Genomic DNA, 18,821 nt, shown 5'->3' on the forward strand with positions numbered 1-18,821 from the left:
CTCCCGAAGGAAGGACCCCCACCGTGCGAAGAACCCGTATCCTCACGGCCGTCCTCGCGCTGGCCGCCGGCCTGCTGGCGGGCAGCGCGCCGGCGCTGGCCGCGAGCACACCGAAGGTGACGCTCGCGGCCGACACCTACACCTGGAAGAACGCCCGGATCGACGGCGGCGGCTTCGTTCCGGGCATCGTGTTCAACCGCTCCGAGAAGAACCTGGTCTACGCCCGCACCGACATCGGCGGCGCCTACCGCTGGCAGGAGTCGACGAAGACCTGGACCCCGCTGCTCGACTCGGTCGGCTGGAACGACTGGGGCCACACGGGGGTGGTCAGCCTCGCCTCGGACTCGGTGGATCCGAACAAGGTGTATGCGGCCGTCGGTACGTACACCAACAGCTGGGATCCCGGGAACGGTGCGGTGCTGCGCTCCAGCGACCGGGGCGCGAGCTGGCGGAAGACCGACCTGCCGTTCAAGCTGGGCGGCAACATGCCGGGCCGGGGCATGGGCGAGCGCCTGGCGATCGACCCCGGCAAGGACGGCGTCCTGTACCTGGGGGCGCCCAGCGGCAAGGGACTGTGGCGGTCGACGGACTCCGGCGTGACCTGGTCGCAGGTGACGAGCTTCCCCAACCCCGGCAACTACGCGCAGGATCCGAGCGACACGACCGGTTACGCCAGCGACAACCAGGGGATCGTGTGGGTCACCTTCGACGAGTCCACGGCCACGCCGGGCAGTGCCACGAAGACGATCTACGTCGGGGTGGCGGACAAGGACAACGCGGTGTACCGGTCGACGGACGCCGGGGCGACGTGGTCGCGGCTCGCGGGGCAGCCGACCGGCTATCTGGCGCACAAGGGTGTACTGGATGCGAAGAACGGCTATCTGTACATCGCATACAGCGACAAGGGCGGTCCGTACGACGGCGGCAAGGGCCGGCTGTGGCGGTATGCGACCGCCACCGGCACCTGGACCGACATCAGCCCGGTGGCCGAGGCCGACACCTACTACGGCTTCAGCGGGCTGACCGTCGACCGGCAGCACCCAGGCACCATCATGGCTACTGCATACAGTTCCTGGTGGCCGGACACCCAGATCTTCCGCTCCACCAACAGCGGCGGCACCTGGACGAAGGCCTGGGACTACACCTCGTATCCCAACCGTTCCAATCGTTACACCATCGATGTGTCGTCCTCCCCCTGGCTGACCTTCGGTGCCAACCCGTCGCCACCCGAACAGACCCCGAAGCTCGGCTGGATGACGGAGTCGCTGGAGATCGATCCCTTCAACTCTTCCCGCATGATGTACGGAACGGGCGCGACGCTCTACGGGACCGACAACCTGACGAACTGGGACAGCGGGGACAAGTTCACCGTCAAGCCGATGGTGCAGGGCCTGGAGGAGACAGCGGTCAACGACCTCGCCTCTCCCCCGTCCGGCGGTGCCCAGCTCTTCAGTGCCCTGGGTGACATCGGTGGCTTCCGGCACACGGACCTGACGAAGGTCCCGTCGATGATGTACACCTCCCCCACCTTCACCACGACCACGAGCCTCGACTTCGCCGAGACCAACCCGAACACGGTGGTGCGGGTCGGCAACCTGGACTCGGGACCGCACGTGGCATTCTCCACCGACAACGGCGCCAACTGGTTCGCGGGCACGGACCCTTCGGGTGTCAGCGGCGGCGGCACGGTGGCGGCCGCGGCGGACGGCAGCCGGTTCGTATGGAGTCCGGCGGGCACGGGAGTGCAGTACACGACGGGCTTCGGCTCGTCCTGGTCGGCGTCCACCGGGATCCCGGCCGGGGCCGCGGTCGCGTCGGACCGGGTGGATCCCAAGACGTTCTACGGCTTCAAGTCCGGCAAGTTCTATGTCAGTTCGGACGGTGGTGCGACGTTCACGGCGTCTTCCGCGACCGGCCTGCCCAGCGGGGACAGCGTGCGCTTCAAGGCACTGCCCGGCACGAAGGGCGACATCTGGCTGGCCGGCGGCGCGGCGGACGGCGCGTACGGTCTGTGGCACTCGACCGACGGCGGGGCGACCTTCACCAAGCTGTCGAACGTGGAGCAGGCCGACACGATCGGCTTCGGGAAGGCGGCGAGCGGGGCGTCGTACCAGACGCTGTACACGAGCGCGAAGATCGGCGGCGTGCGGGGCATCTTCCGGTCGACGGACAAGGGCGCGAGCTGGACCCGGATCAACGACGACGCCCATCAGTGGGGCTGGACCGGTGCGGCGATCACGGGTGATCCGCGGGTGTACGGCCGGGTGTACGTGTCGACGAACGGCCGCGGGGTCGTCTACGGCGACACGTCCGACACCAGCGGGGGTGGAAGCGGTGGCGACGGAGGAGGCGGCGGTACGGATCCGACGCCGACGGGCGCCTGCTCGGTGACGTACAAGATCACCAACCAGTGGTCGGGCGGTTTCCAGGCGGACGTGCAACTGACCAACACGGGCTCGAGCGCCTGGAGCGGCTGGTCGCTCGGCTGGTCCTTCGCCGACGGCCAGAAGGTCACGCAGGTCTGGAACGCCGACCACACCCAGTCGGGCTCGGCGGTGACGGCGAAGAACCTGGGCTGGAACGCCAACGTGGCGGCCGGGTCCTCGGTGAGCTTCGGATTCACCGGCAGCTGGTCGGGGACGAACACCAGGCCGGCGTCGTTCAAACTGGGTGACCAGAGCTGTACGGTCGCCTGAGCGGGCCTTCGACGGCGCGTGCCCGGAGCGGGCACGCGCCCTCCGCCCCCCTCAGTCGCCGCTGTCCTCGGCCGCGCCGCCGTATCTCGCGGCCAGTTCGGCGACCGTCCGGGCGATCTTCTCGCGCAGCTCGACCGGCTCCAGCACCTCGATGTCGGTGCCCAGACGCAGGAACTCACCGTGGGCGTGCTCGACGGACTCGACGGGGACCCTGGCGAGGGTCCAACCGTGCTCGTCCGTAGGCCCGTCGACCGCTCTTGGCAGCCTCACGCCCGGTGCCAGCCGGACGAACGCCTCGCCACGGTACAGCCGCTGGTGGAAGTCGCGTTGGTACGCCGCCCAGTACGCGGCCAGGTCGAAGTCGCCGGGCCGGGAGAACTCCTCGCCGGTTGCCGTCAGTTCGAGAATCTGGTCGACGCGGAAGGTGCGCGGTCCGGGGCCCGCCACGACATACCAGCGGCCGGCCTTCAGTACGAGTCCGTACGGCTCCAGGCGGCGCTGCACGTCGGTCGGTTCGGCCCAGCGGCGGTACAGGACGTGCAGCACGCGGCTGTTCCACACGGCGTCCGCCACCGCGGACAGATGCGGTGTGTCGTCCGCGGCCGCGTACCAGCCGGGCGCGTCGAGGTGGAAGCGGCCGCTGATCCGGTCGGCGTGGGCGCGCAGTTCCGGCGGCAGAGCGGCACGGACCTTGAGCTGGGCGGCGGCCAGGACGGCGCCGAGACCGAGTTCCGCGGCCGGGCCGGGCGCCCCGGCGAGGAAGAGGGCCTCGGTCTCGCCGGTGGTCAGGCCGGTGAGGCGGGTGCGGTAGCCGTCGAGGAGGCGGTAGCCACCGGCGTGGCCCGCGTCCCCGTACAACGGGACGCCCGCCGCGTTCAGCGCCTCGACGTCCCGGTAGACCGTGCGCACCGACACCTCCAGCTCGTCGGCGAGCTGGGCGGCGGTCATGCGGCCACGCGTCTGCAGCAGCAGGAGGATCGAGACGAGACGGCTGGACTTCACTGCCACAGGATGTCAGGGAAGCGGTCCTAGCGTGCGGGCATGGTCTTCAAGGAGAAAACGCTGACCGTGCCACCGCCGATCGAGGTGGCCGGGCGGCACGTCAAGCGCTACCACGTCACCGCCGGCCCGGCGGGCATCGCACCCGAGGTGGAGAAGGCGGCGTACGCGATCCTGCCGAGGTTGCTGCCCGAGTTGGACGGCACACCCCCGGCGACGTTCGTCGTACTGCACCGGGGCGGCGATGACGGCGCCTATCTGAACGCGTACAGCTGGGTCTGGGACAACGTGCTGCACTTCGGGGGCGCGGCGGCCGGTCAGCCGGTGCTCGGCTGTCCCGACGACGACCCGACGCACTTCGTCAGGCAGGAGCGTTCGTGGATCGGCTGTGTCTGGGAACTGCCGCCGATCCTGCACGAACGCGACGCGTGGGTGCGCCACATGCTCGCACCCGAGCTCCCGGACCTGGCGGCCTACCTGACCGACTCCCTGCCCGAAGGAACCACAGGAGACCGTTCATGAGCAGCCCGCACGACTTCGACTTCCTCCACGGCGAATGGACCGTCCGCAACCGCCGCCGCGCCGACTTCCTCGATCCGGACAGCGGCTGGGAGGAGTTCTGGGCGACCAGCCGCTGTCTGCCGCTGTTCGACGGGGCCGCGAACGTCGACGAGATCGACATGCCGCACCTGGGCTCGAAAGGACTGACCCTGCGGCTGTTCGACCAGGAGAGCCGCCAGTGGTCGCTGAACTGGTCCTCCAGCCGGAGCGGGAAGCTGTTCCCGCCCGTCGTCGGCCGTTTCGAGGGCGGCCGGGGCGAGTTCCACGGCGACGACACGCATGACGGGAAGGACGTACGCGTGCGGTTCGTGTGGTCGGGGGTCCGCCCCACCGCCGCCCGCTGGGAGCAGGCGTTCTCGGTGGACGGCGGGGAGACCTGGGTGACCAACTGGACCATGGAGTTCACCCGGCCGGCGGCTTGCGGAACGCCCGCACGCTGAAACACGGGTCGGCGCGGGGCCGGTCCTGGTCCGGTAGGGCCGCCAGCCGCTCGGCGAACCGTTCGGTCAGCAGGTCGCCGGGCGGCAGCAGGGTGAACCAGCCGCGGCGCAGGTCGGCGATGGTGCCGCGGGGGCTGCGGCCCTGTCCGAGGCCGGGGAAGGACGCCCGCCCGGCCGGGTGCAGGCCGTGCCGGGCGGTGTGCGCGGCGACGGTGCCGGCCGCGTCCTGGGCGGGACGGCGCGGTCGCGGGGCGAGGACGGCGTCGATGTCGCTGCCGACGTCGTGTGCGGCGGCCTTGTCGACGGTGGTGACGTAGACACCGCCGGGTCTGAGGACCCGGGCGCACTCGGCGACGACGCGGTCGGCGTCGGCGGCGTCCCGCAGCAGGTGCAGCAGCCATACGCTGGTCACCGCGTCGAAGGTGCCGTCGGGGAAGGGCAGTCGGCGGCTGTCGGCCCGGACGACCGCACCGGGCAGCCGGGCGGCGGCCAGCCGGGTCATGCCCTCGGCCAGGTCGGCGCCGGTGACCCGCATGCCGGGCCGGGCCGCGGCCAGCCGCCGGGTGACGATGCCGGTGCCGCAGGCGACGTCGAGCAGGCGGCCGGCGGCCTCGGGTATCAGGCCCAGGACGGCATCGGCCGCCGCGGTGGCGCGGGCCTCGCCGCCGCGCCTCGCGTCGTACGCGCCGGCTTCCTCGTCGTAGTCGAGCACGGGGGTCAGTGTGCCCCGTGACCTGCGGCGAGGTCCTCCACCCGGCGGGCGAGTTCGAAGTCCTTCCCGGTGACGACGCCGCCGGCGCTGTGGGTGTTCACGGTGAGGGAGACCGTGTTGTAGCCGAGCGTGAGGTCCGAGTGGTGGTCGAGTTCGTCCTGGACCTGGGCGATGTGCACGACCATCGCCGTCGCCGCGAAGTGCGAGCCGAGCCGGTAGGAGCGGGCGATACGGTCGCCGTCGAGGGACCAGCCGGGCAGTTCGGCCAGCCGGTCCTCGATCTCCTTCTGCGACAGCGGTTCGACGGCCATCCCTGGCTCCCTTCCTGGGTGTCGGGTACCTGCTCAGCCTGCCACAGGCGGACCGTCGCAGCGCTGGTCCGTCAGGTGCCGCGGGGTGGTGTCGGCGTCAGCCGCGCACGCACTCCGCCGCCAGGTCGTCCGCCAGCGCGGCGATCCGCTCCCGGCCCTCCACCCGCTCCAGCCACGGGTGCGGCAACCCGTGGTCGCCGAACCGGGCGCCGAGGATGTTGCCGCAGATCGAGCCGGTGGAGTCGCTGTCGCCCGAGTGGTTGACGGCGAGCAGCAGGGCGTCCTTGACGCGGTGTGCGGCGAGGGCGCTGTATACGCCGATGGCGAGCGCCTCCTCGGCGATCCAGCCGGCGCCGAGCGTCTCCAGCCTCTCGGGGGTGCCCTCGCCCTCGGCGGCGAGGTCGAGGGCCCGGGTCAGGGCGGCGGTGGTCTCCTCGTGCCCGGGGTGGCGGGCCAGCAGGCGAAGGGTGCGCAGGACGGCGCCCTCGACCGAGTCCCCGGCGAGGATGTGGGCCACGATCGCGGCGAGGGCGCCGGCCGCGTAGTAGCCGGTGGGGTGGCCGTGGGTCATCTGGGCGCAGCGGGCGGCGATGCCGAAGGCCTGGCCGGGGTCGGTGCGGGTGAGGCCGAAGGGCGCCGAGCGCATCACCGCGCCACAGCCCTTGGAGTCGGGGTTGACCGGTCCGGGCGGGCCCAGTTCGGCCCACGGCTCGGGGACGAAGTCCTGGGCGAGTCCGGACAGGCAGGCGTTTCCGGGGGCGCGGCGGGCGTACAGCCAGGGTTCCTCGATCAGACCGCCGCGCGGGCCCTCGTAGGCGCCGCCGGAAGGCCTGGCCATGTCGCTCGCCTCGGGGCCCGGCCGGCGCTGTGTCTCCAGCCAGCGTTCGTAGGCCCAGCGCAGCAGACGGGACCAGCCGCCGCCGATGCCCTTGAGCCGTTCCCGCTGGTGGGACTGGCGGATGCCCTCGGCCGAGAACAGGGTCATCTGGGTGTCGTCGCTGACCCGGCCCAGCACGCCGTCGGCGTCGGGCACCAGGCCGGTGACACCGCGCGGGCCGTGGGAGACGCGGATGCGGTCCAGGGAGAGGAACTCGATCGGATACCCCAGGGCGTCGCCGAGCGCGCCGCCGAGGAGGCAGCCGCGCACTCTGGCGCGGTAGACCGCCGTCGCTTCCCAGCACGGATTTATCGGCTCGTTCATGTGCCCCCTCCTCGACTACGGTCGTGCGCATGGTCATTGTCGCGTCCGGTACCGCGAGATCCTCCGCCGCCCCGGCGGGTGGGGGCGTCGGCCCGCTGCTGCGGGCCTGGCGGGAGCGTCGGAAGGTCAGCCAGCTGGAACTGGCGCTGCGTGCCGACTCCTCGGCCCGGCACATCAGTTTCGTCGAGACGGGCCGTTCCAGGCCGAGCGAGGAGATGGTGCTGCGGCTGGCCGAACATCTGGACGTACCGGTGCGGGAGCGCAACGCGCTGCTGCTGGCGGCCGGTTACGCCCCGCGCTACCCGAAGACACCGTTGGACGACCCGGCGCTGGACGCGCTGCGCGAGGGCCTGGAGCGTCTCCTGCACGGGTACGAGCCCTACCCGGCGCTGGTGGTCGACGCGACGTACGACGTGGTGACCGCGAACCGGGGCATCACGATGCTGCTGGAGGGTGTCCCGGAGTCGCTGCTGGTGCCGCCGCTCAACGCGATGCGGCTGACGCTGCATCCCGAGGGTCTGGCGCCGCGCATCCGCAACCTGCGGGAGTGGCGCGGGCATCTGCTGGCGCAGATGGAGCGGCAGATCGCCCTGCACCGCTCGCAGGCGCTGCGTGCGCTCTACGAGGAGGTGGCCGCGTATCCGGTTCCCGAGGAGGGTCCCGTGGACGAACCGGCGGACCCGGTCGCGTACTTCGCGCTGCCGATGCGGATCGAGCACGAGGGCCGGATCCTCTCCTTCGTGTCCTCGATCTCCACCTTCAACACCCCGATGGACGTCACGGTCGCGGAGCTGGCGATCGAGACGTTCCTGCCGGCGGACCCGGCGACGGCCAAGTACCTTCACTCCATGGTGGGTTGACCGGAGCCGCGAGGTCCGGATCGACGTCGGCCAGGTGCGTTGTCCGGCCTCGCGTGTCACACTGCTCGCGTACTTCGGCGCGTATGGGGAGGGCGTGGCGTGAGTGAGCGGCGGGCTGCGCCCACCGTGGGGCAGGTGGTGCTCGGCAAGCGGCTGCAGGAGTTGCGTGAGGCGGCCGGGCTGGGGCGTGACGAGGCTGCCCGGGCGCTGCGCGTGGCGTCCGCGACCGTGCGGCGGATGGAGACGGCCGAGGTCGCGCTGAAGATCCCCTACGTGCAGGTGCTGCTGTCGACGTACGGTGTGCCCGAGGAGGAGGCGGCCGCGTTCGTGACGCTCACCGAGGAGGCCAACGAGCCGGGCTGGTGGCAGCGGTTCCACGATGTGCTGCCCGACTGGTTCAGCATGTACGTGAGCCTGGAGGGCGCCGCCCGCGTCATCCGTTCCTACGAGCCGCACTTCGTGCCCGGTCTGCTGCAGACGGAGGAGTACGCGCGGGCGGTGATGGAGGCGGGGACGATCGGGCAGACGGGACCGGAGACGATCGAGCGCCATGTGTCCCTGCGGATGGCACGGCAGCGGCTGCTGGAACGGGAGGACCCGCCCCACCTGTGGGTGATCGTGGACGAGACGGTGTTGCGGCGGCCGGTGAGCGTCCGCGGCGAGGTGATGCGCGACCAGCTGGACAAACTGCTGGAGTACGCCGAGCGAGACCGCGTCACGATCCAGGTCGCCGAGTTCGCGGACGGGCCGCACCCGGGGACGTACGCGCCGTTCTCGCTGTTCCGTTTCGCCGCACCCGAACTGCCGGACATGGTCTACACCGAGTATCTGACCGGTGCCCTGTACCTGGACTCCCGCAAGGAGGTCTCCGCGCATCTGGAGGTCCTCGACCACATGACGACGCGCGCCGCTTCGGCGCAGCGCACCCGGAAGATCCTGCGGGAGTGCCGCGAGAACTACTGACCGGGCATCTTCATCGCTCGATCCTCCGGTCCGCGCCGACCACGCGGACCGCGGCGGCTGATGCCGACCGACACCGACCCACGCCGAGGAGCACACACCGCATGACCGGATCCGACGCCGCCTCCCCCCGCGTAGACACCAGTCGGCCCCATCCGGCGCGTGTGTACGACTGGTGGCTGGGCGGCAAGGACAACTACCCGGTGGACGAGGAACTGGCGCGGAAGATCCTGGCCGTGGACCCTGCCGCGGTGCGCGGGGCGCGCGCCAACCGCCGGTTCATGCACCGGGCGACCCGCGTGGTCGCCGAGGCGGGGTTGCGGCAGTTCCTCGACATCGGTACCGGTATCCCCACCGAGCCGAACCTGCACCAGGTGGCGCAGCGGGTGGCCCCGGAATGCAGGATCGTGTATGCGGACAACGATCCGATCGTGCTGCGGCACGCCGAGGCGCTGCTGCACGGCTCCGCCGAGGGCAGCACCGACTACGTGCACGCGGACGTCCGTGATCCCGACACGATCCTCCGGCTGGCCGGCGACCTGCTGGACTTCTCCCGGCCGGTCGCGCTGTCGCTGGTCGCGCTGACGCACTACCTCGGTGACGCCGCCGACGGGGACGACGTGCACGGCCTGCTCAAGCGGTACGTCGACGCCCTCGCTCCCGGCAGCTACCTGATCCTCTCCCAGGTCACCCCCGACCTGAACCCGGAGGCCATCGAGAAGGCGGCGGGCCTCTTCCGCCGCAGTGGCACGCCGTTCCACCCGCGCTCCCTCGCCGAGTTCTCCCGGTTCTTCGAGGGGCTGGACCTGCTGGGTCCCGGGGTCATCCCGGTCACCGGCTGGCGACCGGACCCCGAGGACGTGGCGGCTCAGGCGGAGGGCATCGTGCCCGTGTACGCGGGGGTGGCCCGCAAGTCCTGAGGTTCGCGGGCCCTGACCGGAGCGGCCGTGGTGCCAGTGCCCGTTGCCTACGCCGCTCCGCCCTTGGTGTCCTTGTCGTCGTCGACGATCTCCGCGTCGACCACGCCCTCCTCGTCCTGGGACGTGGTGCGCTGTCCGGCGGTGTCCGTGGGGGTCTGCTGGGCCTGGGCGTACATCGCCTGGCCCATTTTCTGGCTGACGGTGGCGAGTTTCTCGACGCCGGTGCGCAGGGCACCGGTCTCGGCGTTCTGTTCCAGCAGGCTCTTGACCTCCGTGCACGCCGACTCGACCTCGGTCCGCGCGTCCAGATGGCCCCCTGCGGGCTGATCGAGCATGGAGCGTAGGTCGTCGGGGTCCTGGTGGCGTGGATCGAGCCAGGTGTCGTAGTGGTCGGGGGTGAGTGCGAGCGGCATGCGGGGGTGCACGCGGCCGGCGGCGTCGGTGGCCTCGGTAGTGATGATGGTGCAGGTCATCAGCCAGGCCGCGGGTTCGTCGTCCTGTTTCACCTCGGGATTGCGCCAGTACTCGTACAGCCCGGCGAGCGCCATCACCTCGTCGTCCTCGGGGTGAATGAAGTACGGCTGCTTGCGGGTCTTACCTGTTGCGGGTTCCTTGGCCTGCTGCCACTCGTAGAAGCCGTCGGCCGGCAGCAGGCAGCGACGCTTGAGGAACGCGCGACGGAAGGCGGGCTTCTCGTGCACGGTCTCCACCCGCGCGTTGATCATCCGCGCGCCGATCTTCATGTCCTTCGCCCACGAGGGCACCAGGCCCCAGCGCATCGGCCGCAGCTCCCTGCCAACCTCTTGGGAACTGTCGCTGCCGCGCGGTGTGCGTTCAAGAACGGCCCACACGTCGTTGGTCGGGGCCACATTCCAGTTCGGCGCGAGCGTCTCTTCGGCACGCCAGTCGGTGACGTGGAAGAGCTGGACGAGGTCCTGGGGTCTGCGGGTGGAGACGTATCGACCACACATGCAGCCACTCTCCCACCGTCAGCCATCGTCCTGCTGCCGTGTTGTGTTGACCAAGTCGGCCGCGATGGAGCTGAGGCGGACGGGCGGCCCCTTGGCCAGGGCGCGAAGCGTTGGGGGCCGCCCATGCCCCATGAGTCCTGTCAGTAGCGCGAGGCACTACGACGCTAGGGCACAGCACTTAATCGTGCCTGCGTGGTGGCTCCTTCGGGTGAGAGCCGGCGCTCCGGGACGGACACCAGCTAGACCATACCTTCTACGTGCAGGACCTCGTCGATCCCCAGCAGCGAAGTCACCCGGACGGCATCGCCGCCTCTAGCAGGCATCAACTGTCAGTCCCGGCAGAGATGATGGACGGACAAGGCCTTGAGGGGGGTCCTGTGAGTTTCACCGCGGTACATGCGGAGCGGGGTCGTCTGGACGCTTCTCTGTCAGATCTCGGCTGCAGCTGGGAGTGGGGCGCGATCCACCGGGTGCGTCCGCCGATCCCACTGGCGTGCCCGGAGTGCGGCCACGGGATGCACGCCAAGGTGTCGAGCCTGGGCCTGCGGTTCTTCGCCCACGCGCCTGGCTCTCCGAGGTGCACGCTGGCGGAAGAGTCCATGGCCCACCACCTGCTCAAGCTGGAGCTTGCTCAGGCGGCGCGCGCGGCCGGATGGATGGCGGAGTTGGAGGTGAGCGGGCCGGACGGCAGATGGCGGGCGGACGTCCTTGCGTCCACGGCCGGTGGCCGCCGGATCGCCCTGGAAGCGCAGCTGGCGAGCATCACCGCTGACGAAATCCGCGCCCGCACCGAGCGGATGAGCGCTTATGGAGTCCGTTCCTGCTGGTTCAGCGACCGCAGTCGCATCCCCTGGCTGGGCGTCGTCCCTTCTGTACGGCTGGCGCGGCAGAGGGACGACCTGTTCGCCGTCGAGCCCATGGCCCGGTTCAGCGGCGCCTACTGGGACCCCGAGCCGTCCATACCGTTCGCCGAGTTCATGGGCAGGCTCCTCACCTCGCGCTTCGTTGCGCACACCCCACGAACGCCGCAGCGGCACACAGTGCGGCCCGTGAGAACGCTTTGGGCGTCACCCCGATGTGTCCTGGCTGAGGCGAAGAAGCTGCGCGAGGAGGACCAGCAGCAACGCGCAGCGAGGGAGGAGGAGGCGCGCGCCGAACGGCGCGGGTACGCGCGGCAGGAGGCCAGGGCCGCGGAGGTTGTGGCGCGCACTGACCCCGACCGGGCGGCTCTGGCCCGGCATTCGGCCCGGCTGCCCGGGATCGAGCACGCCATCGCCCAGCTCGCCGACCTGTACCGGACCCGCGTGACCGTAGGCTGGAGTGTGGGAGACAGCCGGTACTCCTGTGGGGTCCCGCTCGTCAACGACCGCGGGACTCTGCTGGCCGTATTCGATCCGCTGCCGCAGTCCGGCCCCTGTCCCGAGTTCCTCCTGCACGTCGGCCTGCCACTGTTTTTCCCTACGGAGGAGCGACGCGAGCGCTTCGAGGAGTACCGAGCCGTCGGTGAGCGCATACGGGCCAGCTACTCCGCCGACCTCCCCTGACCCTGTCGTTCTGGCCCGCTGCCCGTCTGCGAGTCACAACGGCAAAGGAGAGTGAAAGCCGCCCGGCACTACTGACCTTCAAAGCGTGGTGTCGTGAGAGCCGACGGGGTGTGGTCCCGGCGGTCCAGCCCAAGCCATAAGAACTCTGTCGCTCCGTCTGTGGTCGGTGCGCTATAAACGGGCCGGTGACCTTGACTGTTGAGCGAACAGACGCACGCACATGGCCTGATGAGCAGATGCAGGAGCTCTTCAGCGAGGGCTTCCCGGAGTTCATCACAGCCGATCGGCTGGCCAAGCAGTACATCGGCAGGATCAGGGAGTGGTTCGCCGACCTTGATCTCATGCTGGTGGACGACCACGGCACGCCTGTCGCGACCGGCTGGGGTATACCGATCCGGTGGGATGGGCGAACGGAGACACTGCCCACTGGCTACACCCAGGCCACGATCCGCGCCGTGGAGGGCCGAGATCAAGGCGTCGAACCCGACACTCTGGTGATCTGCGGGGCAATCGTCACCCCGTCACTCAAAGGACGCGGCCTGGCTGGGGAGACACTCAAGGCACTGCGCAAGCTCGCCGAGGATGCAGGATGGCCGCGCGTCATAGCACCGGTCCGCCCGACCTTGAAAGCCCGCTACCCACTGACGTCCATCGAGTCCTTCATGCGGTGGACCCGTGAGGACGGCATGGCCCTCGATCCATGGATCCGGACGCACCAGCGTCTGGGCGCCCGCATTCTCGCAGCGGCTCCCGAGTCGCAAACCATGACCGGCACGATCGCTGAGTGGGAGGGGTGGACCGGCATGGTGTTTCCCGAAACGGGTGACTACGTCATCCCTGAAGGGCTCAGCTTGCCACAGCTCGACCGCTCCGCTGATCAGGGCACCTACGTGGAGCCCAATATCTGGATGCAGCACATCTGAGTACCGAAACGGCTCTCCGACCACGGCGTTGAGTGCGGGATACCGTCATGGTGGCTGGTGTCGGAGGCCGGTGCCGGTGAGGCAGCCGTCGAGGACGTCATGGCGGTACTGGAGCTGGCGTAGGCCGCGTCGGACGGTAGTGATCAAGTCATCGGGATCGGCGAAGGCACGGTTGGCTGTGGTGGTGCGTCGTAGGACGGACCAGATGCCCTCGACCGGGTTGAGGTCGGGCGCGTAGGGCGGCAGTTGGAAGACGGTGAGCCAGTCTCGGTCGGCGATGTAGCGGCGCATACCGGCGGTGAGGTGGGTGTTGAGGTTGTCCCAGACCAGCACGATCGGGCCGCCGAGTTGCTGGTGGGCGGTCTGGATGAGGTCGCGATAGTCCTTCCAGGAGAAGCTCTTGCGTCCGTCGGGCCGGGCATCGGGGCAGGGCCGGTAGATGAGCCGGGAAGGCTTGCCGGCTTTGTAGCAGACCAGGGCGGCAACCGATAAGCGGCGGCGGGAGCGGCCTCTGACGCGGACCACGGGGGTGTGACCGCGGCGGGACCAGGTGCGGGTGATTGGCGGCGTCATCGAGAAACCGGCTTCGTCTTCGAAGACGAGCCAGGCGTCGAGCGCCGCCAGGGTCCTTCCACCTGGGGCCAGGTCTCCTTCACCCAGCCGGCCACCACGTCCTCATCCCGCTCAACCGCGCGGCGGGCGGGGACCTGGCAGCTCCAGCCGTGCCGTTTGAGCAGGGCGGCAACACCTTGCACGGTGTAACCCTTGTGGAACCGGCGCCCGATGAGAGTCTTGATCCGTGACAGGGTCCAGGTCTGGTCCGGCCAGCCGTGTGCCACCGGACCCTTGAGCAGCTCACGCTCCAGCACGGCGAACAGGTCGTCGTTCAGCAGCGGCACTGACGCCGGGCCCTTCGAGACCAGAGCCTTCGACCCACTCTGCGACCAGGCTTTGCGCCAGCGCTGCACCGACCGGACGCTGACGCGTAGGTCGTGCGCGATGACCGTGTTCTCGTCGCCGTGCCGGAACCGATCGGCCGCCTCCATCCGCAACTTCTCACGAAAGACCCGGCGTTCGTCGGTCAGGCCACCGCCCTGGGCATACCTCATGCACTCGGGATACCGCAGGGATCATGGCCCGTCATCCCTCCGACACTACGCTTTGAAGGTCAGTAACGCACCACTGCCCGATATATGAGGCGCATGGGAGAAATCAACCAAAAGCACAATCTCTGAGCAAATCGGAGGGTGTAAAACACCGCAAACCGAGGAGTTGATGCTGCAAACCGGTGGATCGCGTGATCCGCCCAACATACGCCAAACCTCTCCGTCGGCATGGCCGTTCGATCGTGAGGGTATGCACGACTGGCCGATATTGTTTGGTATTGCAAGAAGGAGTCACTTCAATGTCCACCGTGGCAGCTGCTGCCGCCGATCGACGTCTGCTGGTTTCACTCTTCGCTCGGTTACGCACAAGCAACGGTCAGACCGATCCACTGCCCGCTTATAGGCACCTCATGGGCATGGGGGAAGTGATTCCAGCGCCGTGGGGCGGGCACCTGGTGACTTCCTACCGTCTGTGCCAGCATGTTCTTTGAGACAAGTTCTGGAAAGTCCCGGACCGCGGTTGGCGCACAAGTCAGGCTGATGGGGCGCGGTGGAGTTCTCCGGCATCATTGCAAATGAGCGATTCGCTCCCGATGCTCAATCCTCCCGACCACACGCGGAAAAGGAGATCGCTGGGCAACGTATTTCACCAGGGCTCGCTGGCACTGCTGCGTCCATCGATAGAGAACACAGTGGAGCGTTTGCTCGATCGGTTCGCCGACCAATTGCGCCGTGGCCCAGCTGATTTCGTCGAAGTTGTGAGCGATGAACTGCCCGTTGTCACCATAGGTGAATGGATGGGCATCCCGCCGGCCGATTACGGGCTCCTGCGTTCCCTCACCCACGACCAGGTGCACACACAGGAGCTCTTCCCCACCTCGACTCAGCTGGCTGTCTCCGACGCCGCGACCGGTCGACTGCGCCACTACTTCACCGATCTGGTCAAAGAGCGTCGCAACGCTCCTGGTGACGATCCGGTCTCGTCCTGGCTTCGAACCTGGGACAGACTCGAACCCACCCGAGCCCTCGCTGACGAAGCGGTCCTGTCCCTGGCCATTTTCATGATTCTTGCTGCGCTGGAGACCACCTCGTACGTCTTGTCCACTGCAGTCCGCCTGCTCCTTGAGCACCCTCACCAGATGGACTTGTTGCGCCGACACCCCGAACTCGTACCGGACGCGGTTGAAGAGACGTTGCGCTATGACGCGCCGATTCACATGATCAGCCGCGTTGCGTCCGCAGACACAGAACTCGACGGGGTGCCGGTACCAGCGGGTGGGATGCTGATGCTCATGGTCGGGGCCGCCCATCACGATCCAGCCCAGTACGCCGATCCCGAGGTCTTCGACGTGCAACGGCGGGCACGGGAACCAGGGCACCGCCATCTGAGCTTCGGCGCAGGCATCCACTACTGTCTCGGAAGCGCCCTGGCCCGTCTGGAAGCCGAGGTGCTGCTCACCGCACTGCTCAAGCGTCCCAACCGCCTTCGTCCCAGCGCTCCCCCGCAGTGGGCCCGGCGGGTGGCCTTTCGGCGTCTCACGTCACTGCAGCTGGCCCTCGCCTGACTTCCGACGGACACCAGGAACGGTAACGGAATCGCCATGTGGAACGAGTACAAGACCCTTCGCGTGACCGACGAAGGGAACCTCCTCAGAGTGCAGCTCAACCGGCCGGAGGCCGGGAACGCCATATCCGGAGAAGTCCTCAATGAATTTTCCCAGGTGCTGACGGCCCTTGAGGACGATCGCAAGATTCGTGTGATGGTGCTGTCCGGCGCAGGAGACCACTTCTGCCAGGGAGGAGATCGCTCCGAGTTCCCCGAACTGCTCGCCGAGGATCTCTCAGGGGCTGCTCTCCGCGCGCTCGCCACCAAGGCTCAACGCGTATGTGAGGCCCTTTCGAAGCTGGGGGTGGTGACCGTCGCCCAGTTGCACGGCGATGTCATAGGGGCCGGCCTGGGGCTTGCGATTTTCTGCGACCTGCGCGTCGGAGCGGACAACTGTCGCTTCCGTATGCCGGAGGTCGGGCTCGGGGTCCCACCAGCCTGGGGCGGGGTCCTGGACCGCCTCCCCGCAGAAGCCGGACAGGCCTGGGTGCGTCGTCTGCTGCTGACAGCGGAAGAGTTCGATGCGACGAGGGCGGAACGGTTGTCCATCCTGCACGAGGTCGTGCCTCTGGACGATCTGGAGGACGCCGTCACACGGCTGGTGAAACCGCTCCTCCGCCGTGACCCCACCACCATGCGGATCACCAAGGCCATGCTGGCCGCACGCGCCAACGCGGCTCAACTCTCCGTCGGTGGCTACTACGACGCAGAGTTGCTGACGGCAGCCGTCACCAGAAGGTGGGCCGTGCGCGGTCAGTGACCCGGGTCCGGCGTTGCCGCCGGCCGAACACGGCCAACCCCCGCTCCTTTTGCGCTCTTCGCCGATCCTGTCTCCGGCGACCGTGCACGGGGGAGTACTGATGCCGCCGTCGGCACCGCCGTTCGGGCAGGGTCCCGCGCTGACCGCCCCGCGACAGCCCGTTGCCGGCTGCTGTCGCGGGGCGGTCAGCCGGGTGGTGGAGGTACGAGCGGGGCTGCGGGTGCCAGCAATGGCCGGGAGCAGACCCTGACCCGGATACGCCTGGTCTGCCCACCCAGTAGTCCCCGCTGCGCAACGACACGCCGGCCAGTCTGGTCGCGCCCGCCGTGATGACGGCCGTGGTGCTGAGCGCCGTTCTTCCTCGACCGGCCGGGAGTGCCGTGTCGCGTCCGACTCCCTGCTCGTCACCAGCTCACCCGGCACCCCTGCTCAGAGTCCTCGTCGGTTGCCACAGGTGAGGCATGACGGTCATGTGGACGGGGCACACGGCGGGATGCGGGTGTCGTCGTGGACAACCGCCCACCGCTCGCCGAGTCAGCTCGACGGAGAGTGTCGTCCGTTTCGTTTGCCCAGGTCACCTGTGGGTGGGGAGCACACTCGGGCGCGCTGCTCGCAGGTAGTTCGAGCGCGCGGAGCCCAGGTCCACGGCTTCTGGCTGGTGGACAGAGTTGCTTTTCTGCCATTCCGCTCCTCGTGTCTGGCCGGATCTGTTTGCGCGTCAGGGGTCGGGCGTGCCGACGCCTCGGAACATTACGTCACTGAGCAGGCATGAAGGTGTGAAACGGTCATATGGGGCGACTCGGAAGGGCCCTTGGAGCGAATGGTGCACTACGCAACTTAATGCTCCCGGGAGTAGCGTCGAATGGATGCCTCATTCATTTCCAATGGGGGATAAAACGCCCACTCGCGCTGAGTGACTGTGCGCACCCCGGCGCTATGGTCTATACCTCTTGCCGGGGTTAAGTGTTCATGATCTACTTGGTTGAGCTGGGCGGGCGTCATGGAGGGCTAATTCCTCTCGAGCCCATGGGGTGAATGAAGCTCCGGTGAATGAAGCTCCGTGGAACCGGAGAACTTCATGACCCGCCCGGCGGTGAGTCGAAAGCTGACCCCTGGTGGGTTGCGACAAAGGGGGTTTGGCTTGCTTGTTGATACCCGTGAGGCGTTAGACACGGTCATTGTCGGCGGCGGCATCATAGGTGCGGCCTTATTTCACGAACTTGCAGACCGCGGTGCCCGTGTATGCCTGATCGAGCAGGATCGCGTGGGGCTTGGGACCACTGCCTGGAGTGGCGGCATCGTGCGCTGCTACCACGATGATCCAGTCCTGGTGGAACGCGCGATACAGGGGCTTACCTTCTTCCGCAGCTTTGCAGAGCAAACTGGAACCCGTGCGGAGTTCATCGAGACCGGTTTTCTCTACATACCGCACCCGAGCAGACATGAACAAGCCCGGTCCCTGACGGACCGCATCGCCCAGTCCTTTCCCGCTCAACTGCTCTCCTCCTCCGATCTGGACCGCAAGTTCGGTCATCTCCTCAGCGGCCCCGCCGAATACGCAGTGTGGGAACCACACGCCGGATATCTCGACGCCACGCAGGTGACGCGCGCGCTCGTCCGGTCCGCGGTCCGCAAGGGTGGTCGGCTGCTGGAAGGCGTCCGGGTCGACGGCCTGAACCGGGTCGAGGGACGAGTCCGCGGAGTGCGGGGGAGCACGGGCGTGATCGCGGCGGACGCGGTGGTCCTCGCCGTCGGTGCCCATACACCGCGGCTCCTCGACTCGTGGGGCATCTCGCACGACGTCTGGGCGCAGGCCATTCAGGTCGAGTTGCGCGGCGTCGACAGTCCGCCGACAGACCACCCCGCATACATGGACGATGTCTGCTCCATCAACGGCAGACCGGACCCGGACTCCGCCGGGATGCTGCTCGGCCACCCCACCGGGCACCGCATCGACGGTGCGATCGAACGCACCGCCATCGACCCCGACCAGTCCGAGCTGGCCGTGACGGCCGGCCGGCGGCGCTTCAGCTGGGTCGAGGGAAGCGTGTCACTCGGGGGCTTCAGAGCGGCGGAGTGCTATGCCCCCGAAGGGCGAGGCCGCGTCGCGTGGGTTCCGGAGGAGGCAGGCCTGATGCTTGCCACCGGATTCAACGGAGGCGGATTCAAGCTGGCCCCCTGGGCCGCCGGACAAGCAGCCCGGCTCCTGGCCGGGTAGCCGCCGGACCTCCGCAACCCCCACTCAGTTCCA

Annotated in this window: 17 protein-coding genes and 1 pseudogene; 11 read left to right on the forward strand and 7 right to left on the reverse strand. The window is 68.7% G+C overall.

The genetic code is table 11. From position 1 onward, the window contains the following. Positions 1 to 23 precede the first annotated feature (23 nt). Entirely contained in the window at positions 24 to 2,696 is a 2,673-nt protein-coding gene (locus ACFY0F_RS23880; protein ID WP_388797727.1) for a cellulose binding domain-containing protein, read from the forward strand. Positions 2,697 to 2,747: 51 nt separating this feature from the next. Here ACFY0F_RS23880 and ACFY0F_RS23885 read toward each other — a convergent pair whose 3' ends face one another. Continuing rightward, positions 2,748 to 3,698 (reverse strand): helix-turn-helix transcriptional regulator, encoded by a 951-nt coding sequence (locus ACFY0F_RS23885; protein ID WP_388797730.1) that lies wholly within the window; start codon positions 3,696 to 3,698, stop codon positions 2,748 to 2,750. 39 nt (positions 3,699 to 3,737) lie between these two features. Between ACFY0F_RS23885 and ACFY0F_RS23890 the strand changes: the two genes are divergently transcribed. Both ACFY0F_RS23890 and ACFY0F_RS23895 read left to right on the forward strand, forming a co-directional pair. Beyond that, positions 3,738 to 4,217: a hypothetical protein gene (locus ACFY0F_RS23890; protein WP_388797733.1), complete on the forward strand. Its 480-nt coding sequence runs from the start codon at positions 3,738 to 3,740 to the stop codon at positions 4,215 to 4,217. Beyond that, positions 4,214 to 4,696, forward strand: a complete 483-nt coding sequence (locus tag ACFY0F_RS23895) for a hypothetical protein (RefSeq protein ID WP_388797736.1) — start codon at positions 4,214 to 4,216, stop codon at positions 4,694 to 4,696. Before ACFY0F_RS23890 ends, ACFY0F_RS23895 begins: the two co-directional genes overlap by 4 nt. Here the strand turns inward: ACFY0F_RS23895 and ACFY0F_RS23900 are convergent. From ACFY0F_RS23900 to ACFY0F_RS23910, 3 genes are all read right to left on the reverse strand, one after another. Then, positions 4,659 to 5,408: a class I SAM-dependent methyltransferase gene (locus ACFY0F_RS23900; RefSeq protein ID WP_388797739.1), complete on the reverse strand. Its 750-nt coding sequence runs from the start codon at positions 5,406 to 5,408 to the stop codon at positions 4,659 to 4,661. The two genes, ACFY0F_RS23895 and ACFY0F_RS23900, sit on opposite strands and share 38 nt — an antisense overlap. 5 nt (positions 5,409 to 5,413) lie before the next feature. Further along, complete coding sequence (locus ACFY0F_RS23905) at positions 5,414 to 5,719, reverse strand: 4a-hydroxytetrahydrobiopterin dehydratase (protein ID WP_388797741.1); 306 nt, start codon at positions 5,717 to 5,719, stop codon at positions 5,414 to 5,416. A 97-nt stretch (positions 5,720 to 5,816) separates the two neighbouring features. Continuing rightward, positions 5,817 to 6,920: an ADP-ribosylglycohydrolase family protein gene (locus tag ACFY0F_RS23910; RefSeq protein ID WP_388797744.1), complete on the reverse strand. Its 1,104-nt coding sequence runs from the start codon at positions 6,918 to 6,920 to the stop codon at positions 5,817 to 5,819. 29 nt (positions 6,921 to 6,949) lie between these two features. Between ACFY0F_RS23910 and ACFY0F_RS23915 the strand changes: the two genes are divergently transcribed. The 3 genes from ACFY0F_RS23915 to ACFY0F_RS23925 all read left to right on the forward strand — a co-directional run bounded on the left by ACFY0F_RS23915 (position 6,950) and on the right by ACFY0F_RS23925 (position 9,660). Continuing rightward, positions 6,950 to 7,780 (forward strand): helix-turn-helix domain-containing protein, encoded by an 831-nt coding sequence (locus ACFY0F_RS23915; RefSeq protein WP_388797747.1) that lies wholly within the window; start codon positions 6,950 to 6,952, stop codon positions 7,778 to 7,780. 99 nt (positions 7,781 to 7,879) lie between these two features. Further along, positions 7,880 to 8,743 (forward strand): helix-turn-helix domain-containing protein, encoded by an 864-nt coding sequence (locus ACFY0F_RS23920; protein WP_388797750.1) that lies wholly within the window; start codon positions 7,880 to 7,882, stop codon positions 8,741 to 8,743. Positions 8,744 to 8,844: 101 nt separating this feature from the next. Next, on the forward strand, positions 8,845 to 9,660 hold the full coding sequence (locus ACFY0F_RS23925) for an SAM-dependent methyltransferase (RefSeq protein ID WP_388797753.1): 816 nt from the start codon (positions 8,845 to 8,847) through the stop codon (positions 9,658 to 9,660). Between the two features lie 260 nt (positions 9,661 to 9,920). Here the strand turns inward: ACFY0F_RS23925 and ACFY0F_RS23930 are convergent. Continuing rightward, positions 9,921 to 10,631, reverse strand: a pseudogene (locus ACFY0F_RS23930) (SOS response-associated peptidase); the annotation flags it as partial. A 347-nt stretch (positions 10,632 to 10,978) separates the two neighbouring features. Between ACFY0F_RS23930 and ACFY0F_RS23935 the strand changes: the two are divergent. After that, positions 10,979 to 12,175, forward strand: a complete 1,197-nt coding sequence (locus ACFY0F_RS23935; protein WP_388797913.1) for a competence protein CoiA — start codon at positions 10,979 to 10,981, stop codon at positions 12,173 to 12,175. 185 nt (positions 12,176 to 12,360) lie between these two features. After that, complete coding sequence (locus ACFY0F_RS23940; RefSeq protein WP_388797756.1) at positions 12,361 to 13,098, forward strand: hypothetical protein; 738 nt, start codon at positions 12,361 to 12,363, stop codon at positions 13,096 to 13,098. Positions 13,099 to 13,143: 45 nt separating this feature from the next. Here ACFY0F_RS23940 and ACFY0F_RS23945 read toward each other — a convergent pair whose 3' ends face one another. Both ACFY0F_RS23945 and ACFY0F_RS23950 read right to left on the reverse strand, forming a co-directional pair. Then, on the reverse strand, positions 13,144 to 13,671 hold the full coding sequence (locus ACFY0F_RS23945; RefSeq protein WP_388797759.1) for a transposase: 528 nt from the start codon (positions 13,669 to 13,671) through the stop codon (positions 13,144 to 13,146). Beyond that, complete coding sequence (locus ACFY0F_RS23950; protein WP_388797762.1) at positions 13,668 to 14,207, reverse strand: winged helix-turn-helix domain-containing protein; 540 nt, start codon at positions 14,205 to 14,207, stop codon at positions 13,668 to 13,670. The genes ACFY0F_RS23945 and ACFY0F_RS23950 overlap by 4 nt, the downstream gene beginning before the upstream one ends. 572 nt (positions 14,208 to 14,779) lie before the next feature. On the opposite strand from ACFY0F_RS23950, the gene ACFY0F_RS23955 reads away from it, so the two are divergent. From ACFY0F_RS23955 to ACFY0F_RS23965, 3 genes are all read left to right on the forward strand, one after another. After that, entirely contained in the window at positions 14,780 to 15,769 is a 990-nt protein-coding gene (locus ACFY0F_RS23955) for a cytochrome P450 (protein ID WP_388797765.1), read from the forward strand. Positions 15,770 to 15,805: 36 nt separating this feature from the next. Next, positions 15,806 to 16,570: an enoyl-CoA hydratase/isomerase family protein gene (locus ACFY0F_RS23960; protein WP_388797768.1), complete on the forward strand. Its 765-nt coding sequence runs from the start codon at positions 15,806 to 15,808 to the stop codon at positions 16,568 to 16,570. A 1,060-nt stretch (positions 16,571 to 17,630) separates the two neighbouring features. After that, entirely contained in the window at positions 17,631 to 18,788 is a 1,158-nt protein-coding gene (locus tag ACFY0F_RS23965) for an NAD(P)/FAD-dependent oxidoreductase (protein ID WP_388797771.1), read from the forward strand. Positions 18,789 to 18,821: the final 33 nt, after the last annotated feature.

Source organism: Streptomyces sp. NPDC001544 (assembly GCF_042894285.1).
Classification (GTDB): Bacteria; Actinomycetota; Actinomycetes; order Streptomycetales; family Streptomycetaceae; genus Streptomyces.

Bases quoted from the DNA above. Each gene is read 5' to 3' on its own strand.
- ACFY0F_RS23890 (WP_388797733.1), top strand. From the start codon at position 3,738: ATGGTCTTCAAGGAGAAAACGCTGACCGTGCCACCGCCGATCGAGGTG.
- ACFY0F_RS23895 (WP_388797736.1), top strand. From the start codon at position 4,214: ATGAGCAGCCCGCACGACTTCGACTTCCTCCACGGCGAATGGACCGTC.
- ACFY0F_RS23905 (WP_388797741.1), bottom strand. From the start codon at position 5,719: ATGGCCGTCGAACCGCTGTCGCAGAAGGAGATCGAGGACCGGCTGGCC.
- ACFY0F_RS23910 (WP_388797744.1), bottom strand. From the start codon at position 6,920: ATGAACGAGCCGATAAATCCGTGCTGGGAAGCGACGGCGGTCTACCGC.
- ACFY0F_RS23915 (WP_388797747.1), top strand. From the start codon at position 6,950: ATGGTCATTGTCGCGTCCGGTACCGCGAGATCCTCCGCCGCCCCGGCG.
- ACFY0F_RS23925 (WP_388797753.1), top strand. From the start codon at position 8,845: ATGACCGGATCCGACGCCGCCTCCCCCCGCGTAGACACCAGTCGGCCC.
- ACFY0F_RS23935 (WP_388797913.1), top strand. From the start codon at position 10,979: ATGGACGGACAAGGCCTTGAGGGGGGTCCTGTGAGTTTCACCGCGGTA.
- ACFY0F_RS23945 (WP_388797759.1), bottom strand. From the start codon at position 13,671: ATGACGCCGCCAATCACCCGCACCTGGTCCCGCCGCGGTCACACCCCC.
- ACFY0F_RS23950 (WP_388797762.1), bottom strand. From the start codon at position 14,207: ATGAGGTATGCCCAGGGCGGTGGCCTGACCGACGAACGCCGGGTCTTT.
- ACFY0F_RS23955 (WP_388797765.1), top strand. From the start codon at position 14,780: ATGAGCGATTCGCTCCCGATGCTCAATCCTCCCGACCACACGCGGAAA.
- ACFY0F_RS23960 (WP_388797768.1), top strand. From the start codon at position 15,806: ATGTGGAACGAGTACAAGACCCTTCGCGTGACCGACGAAGGGAACCTC.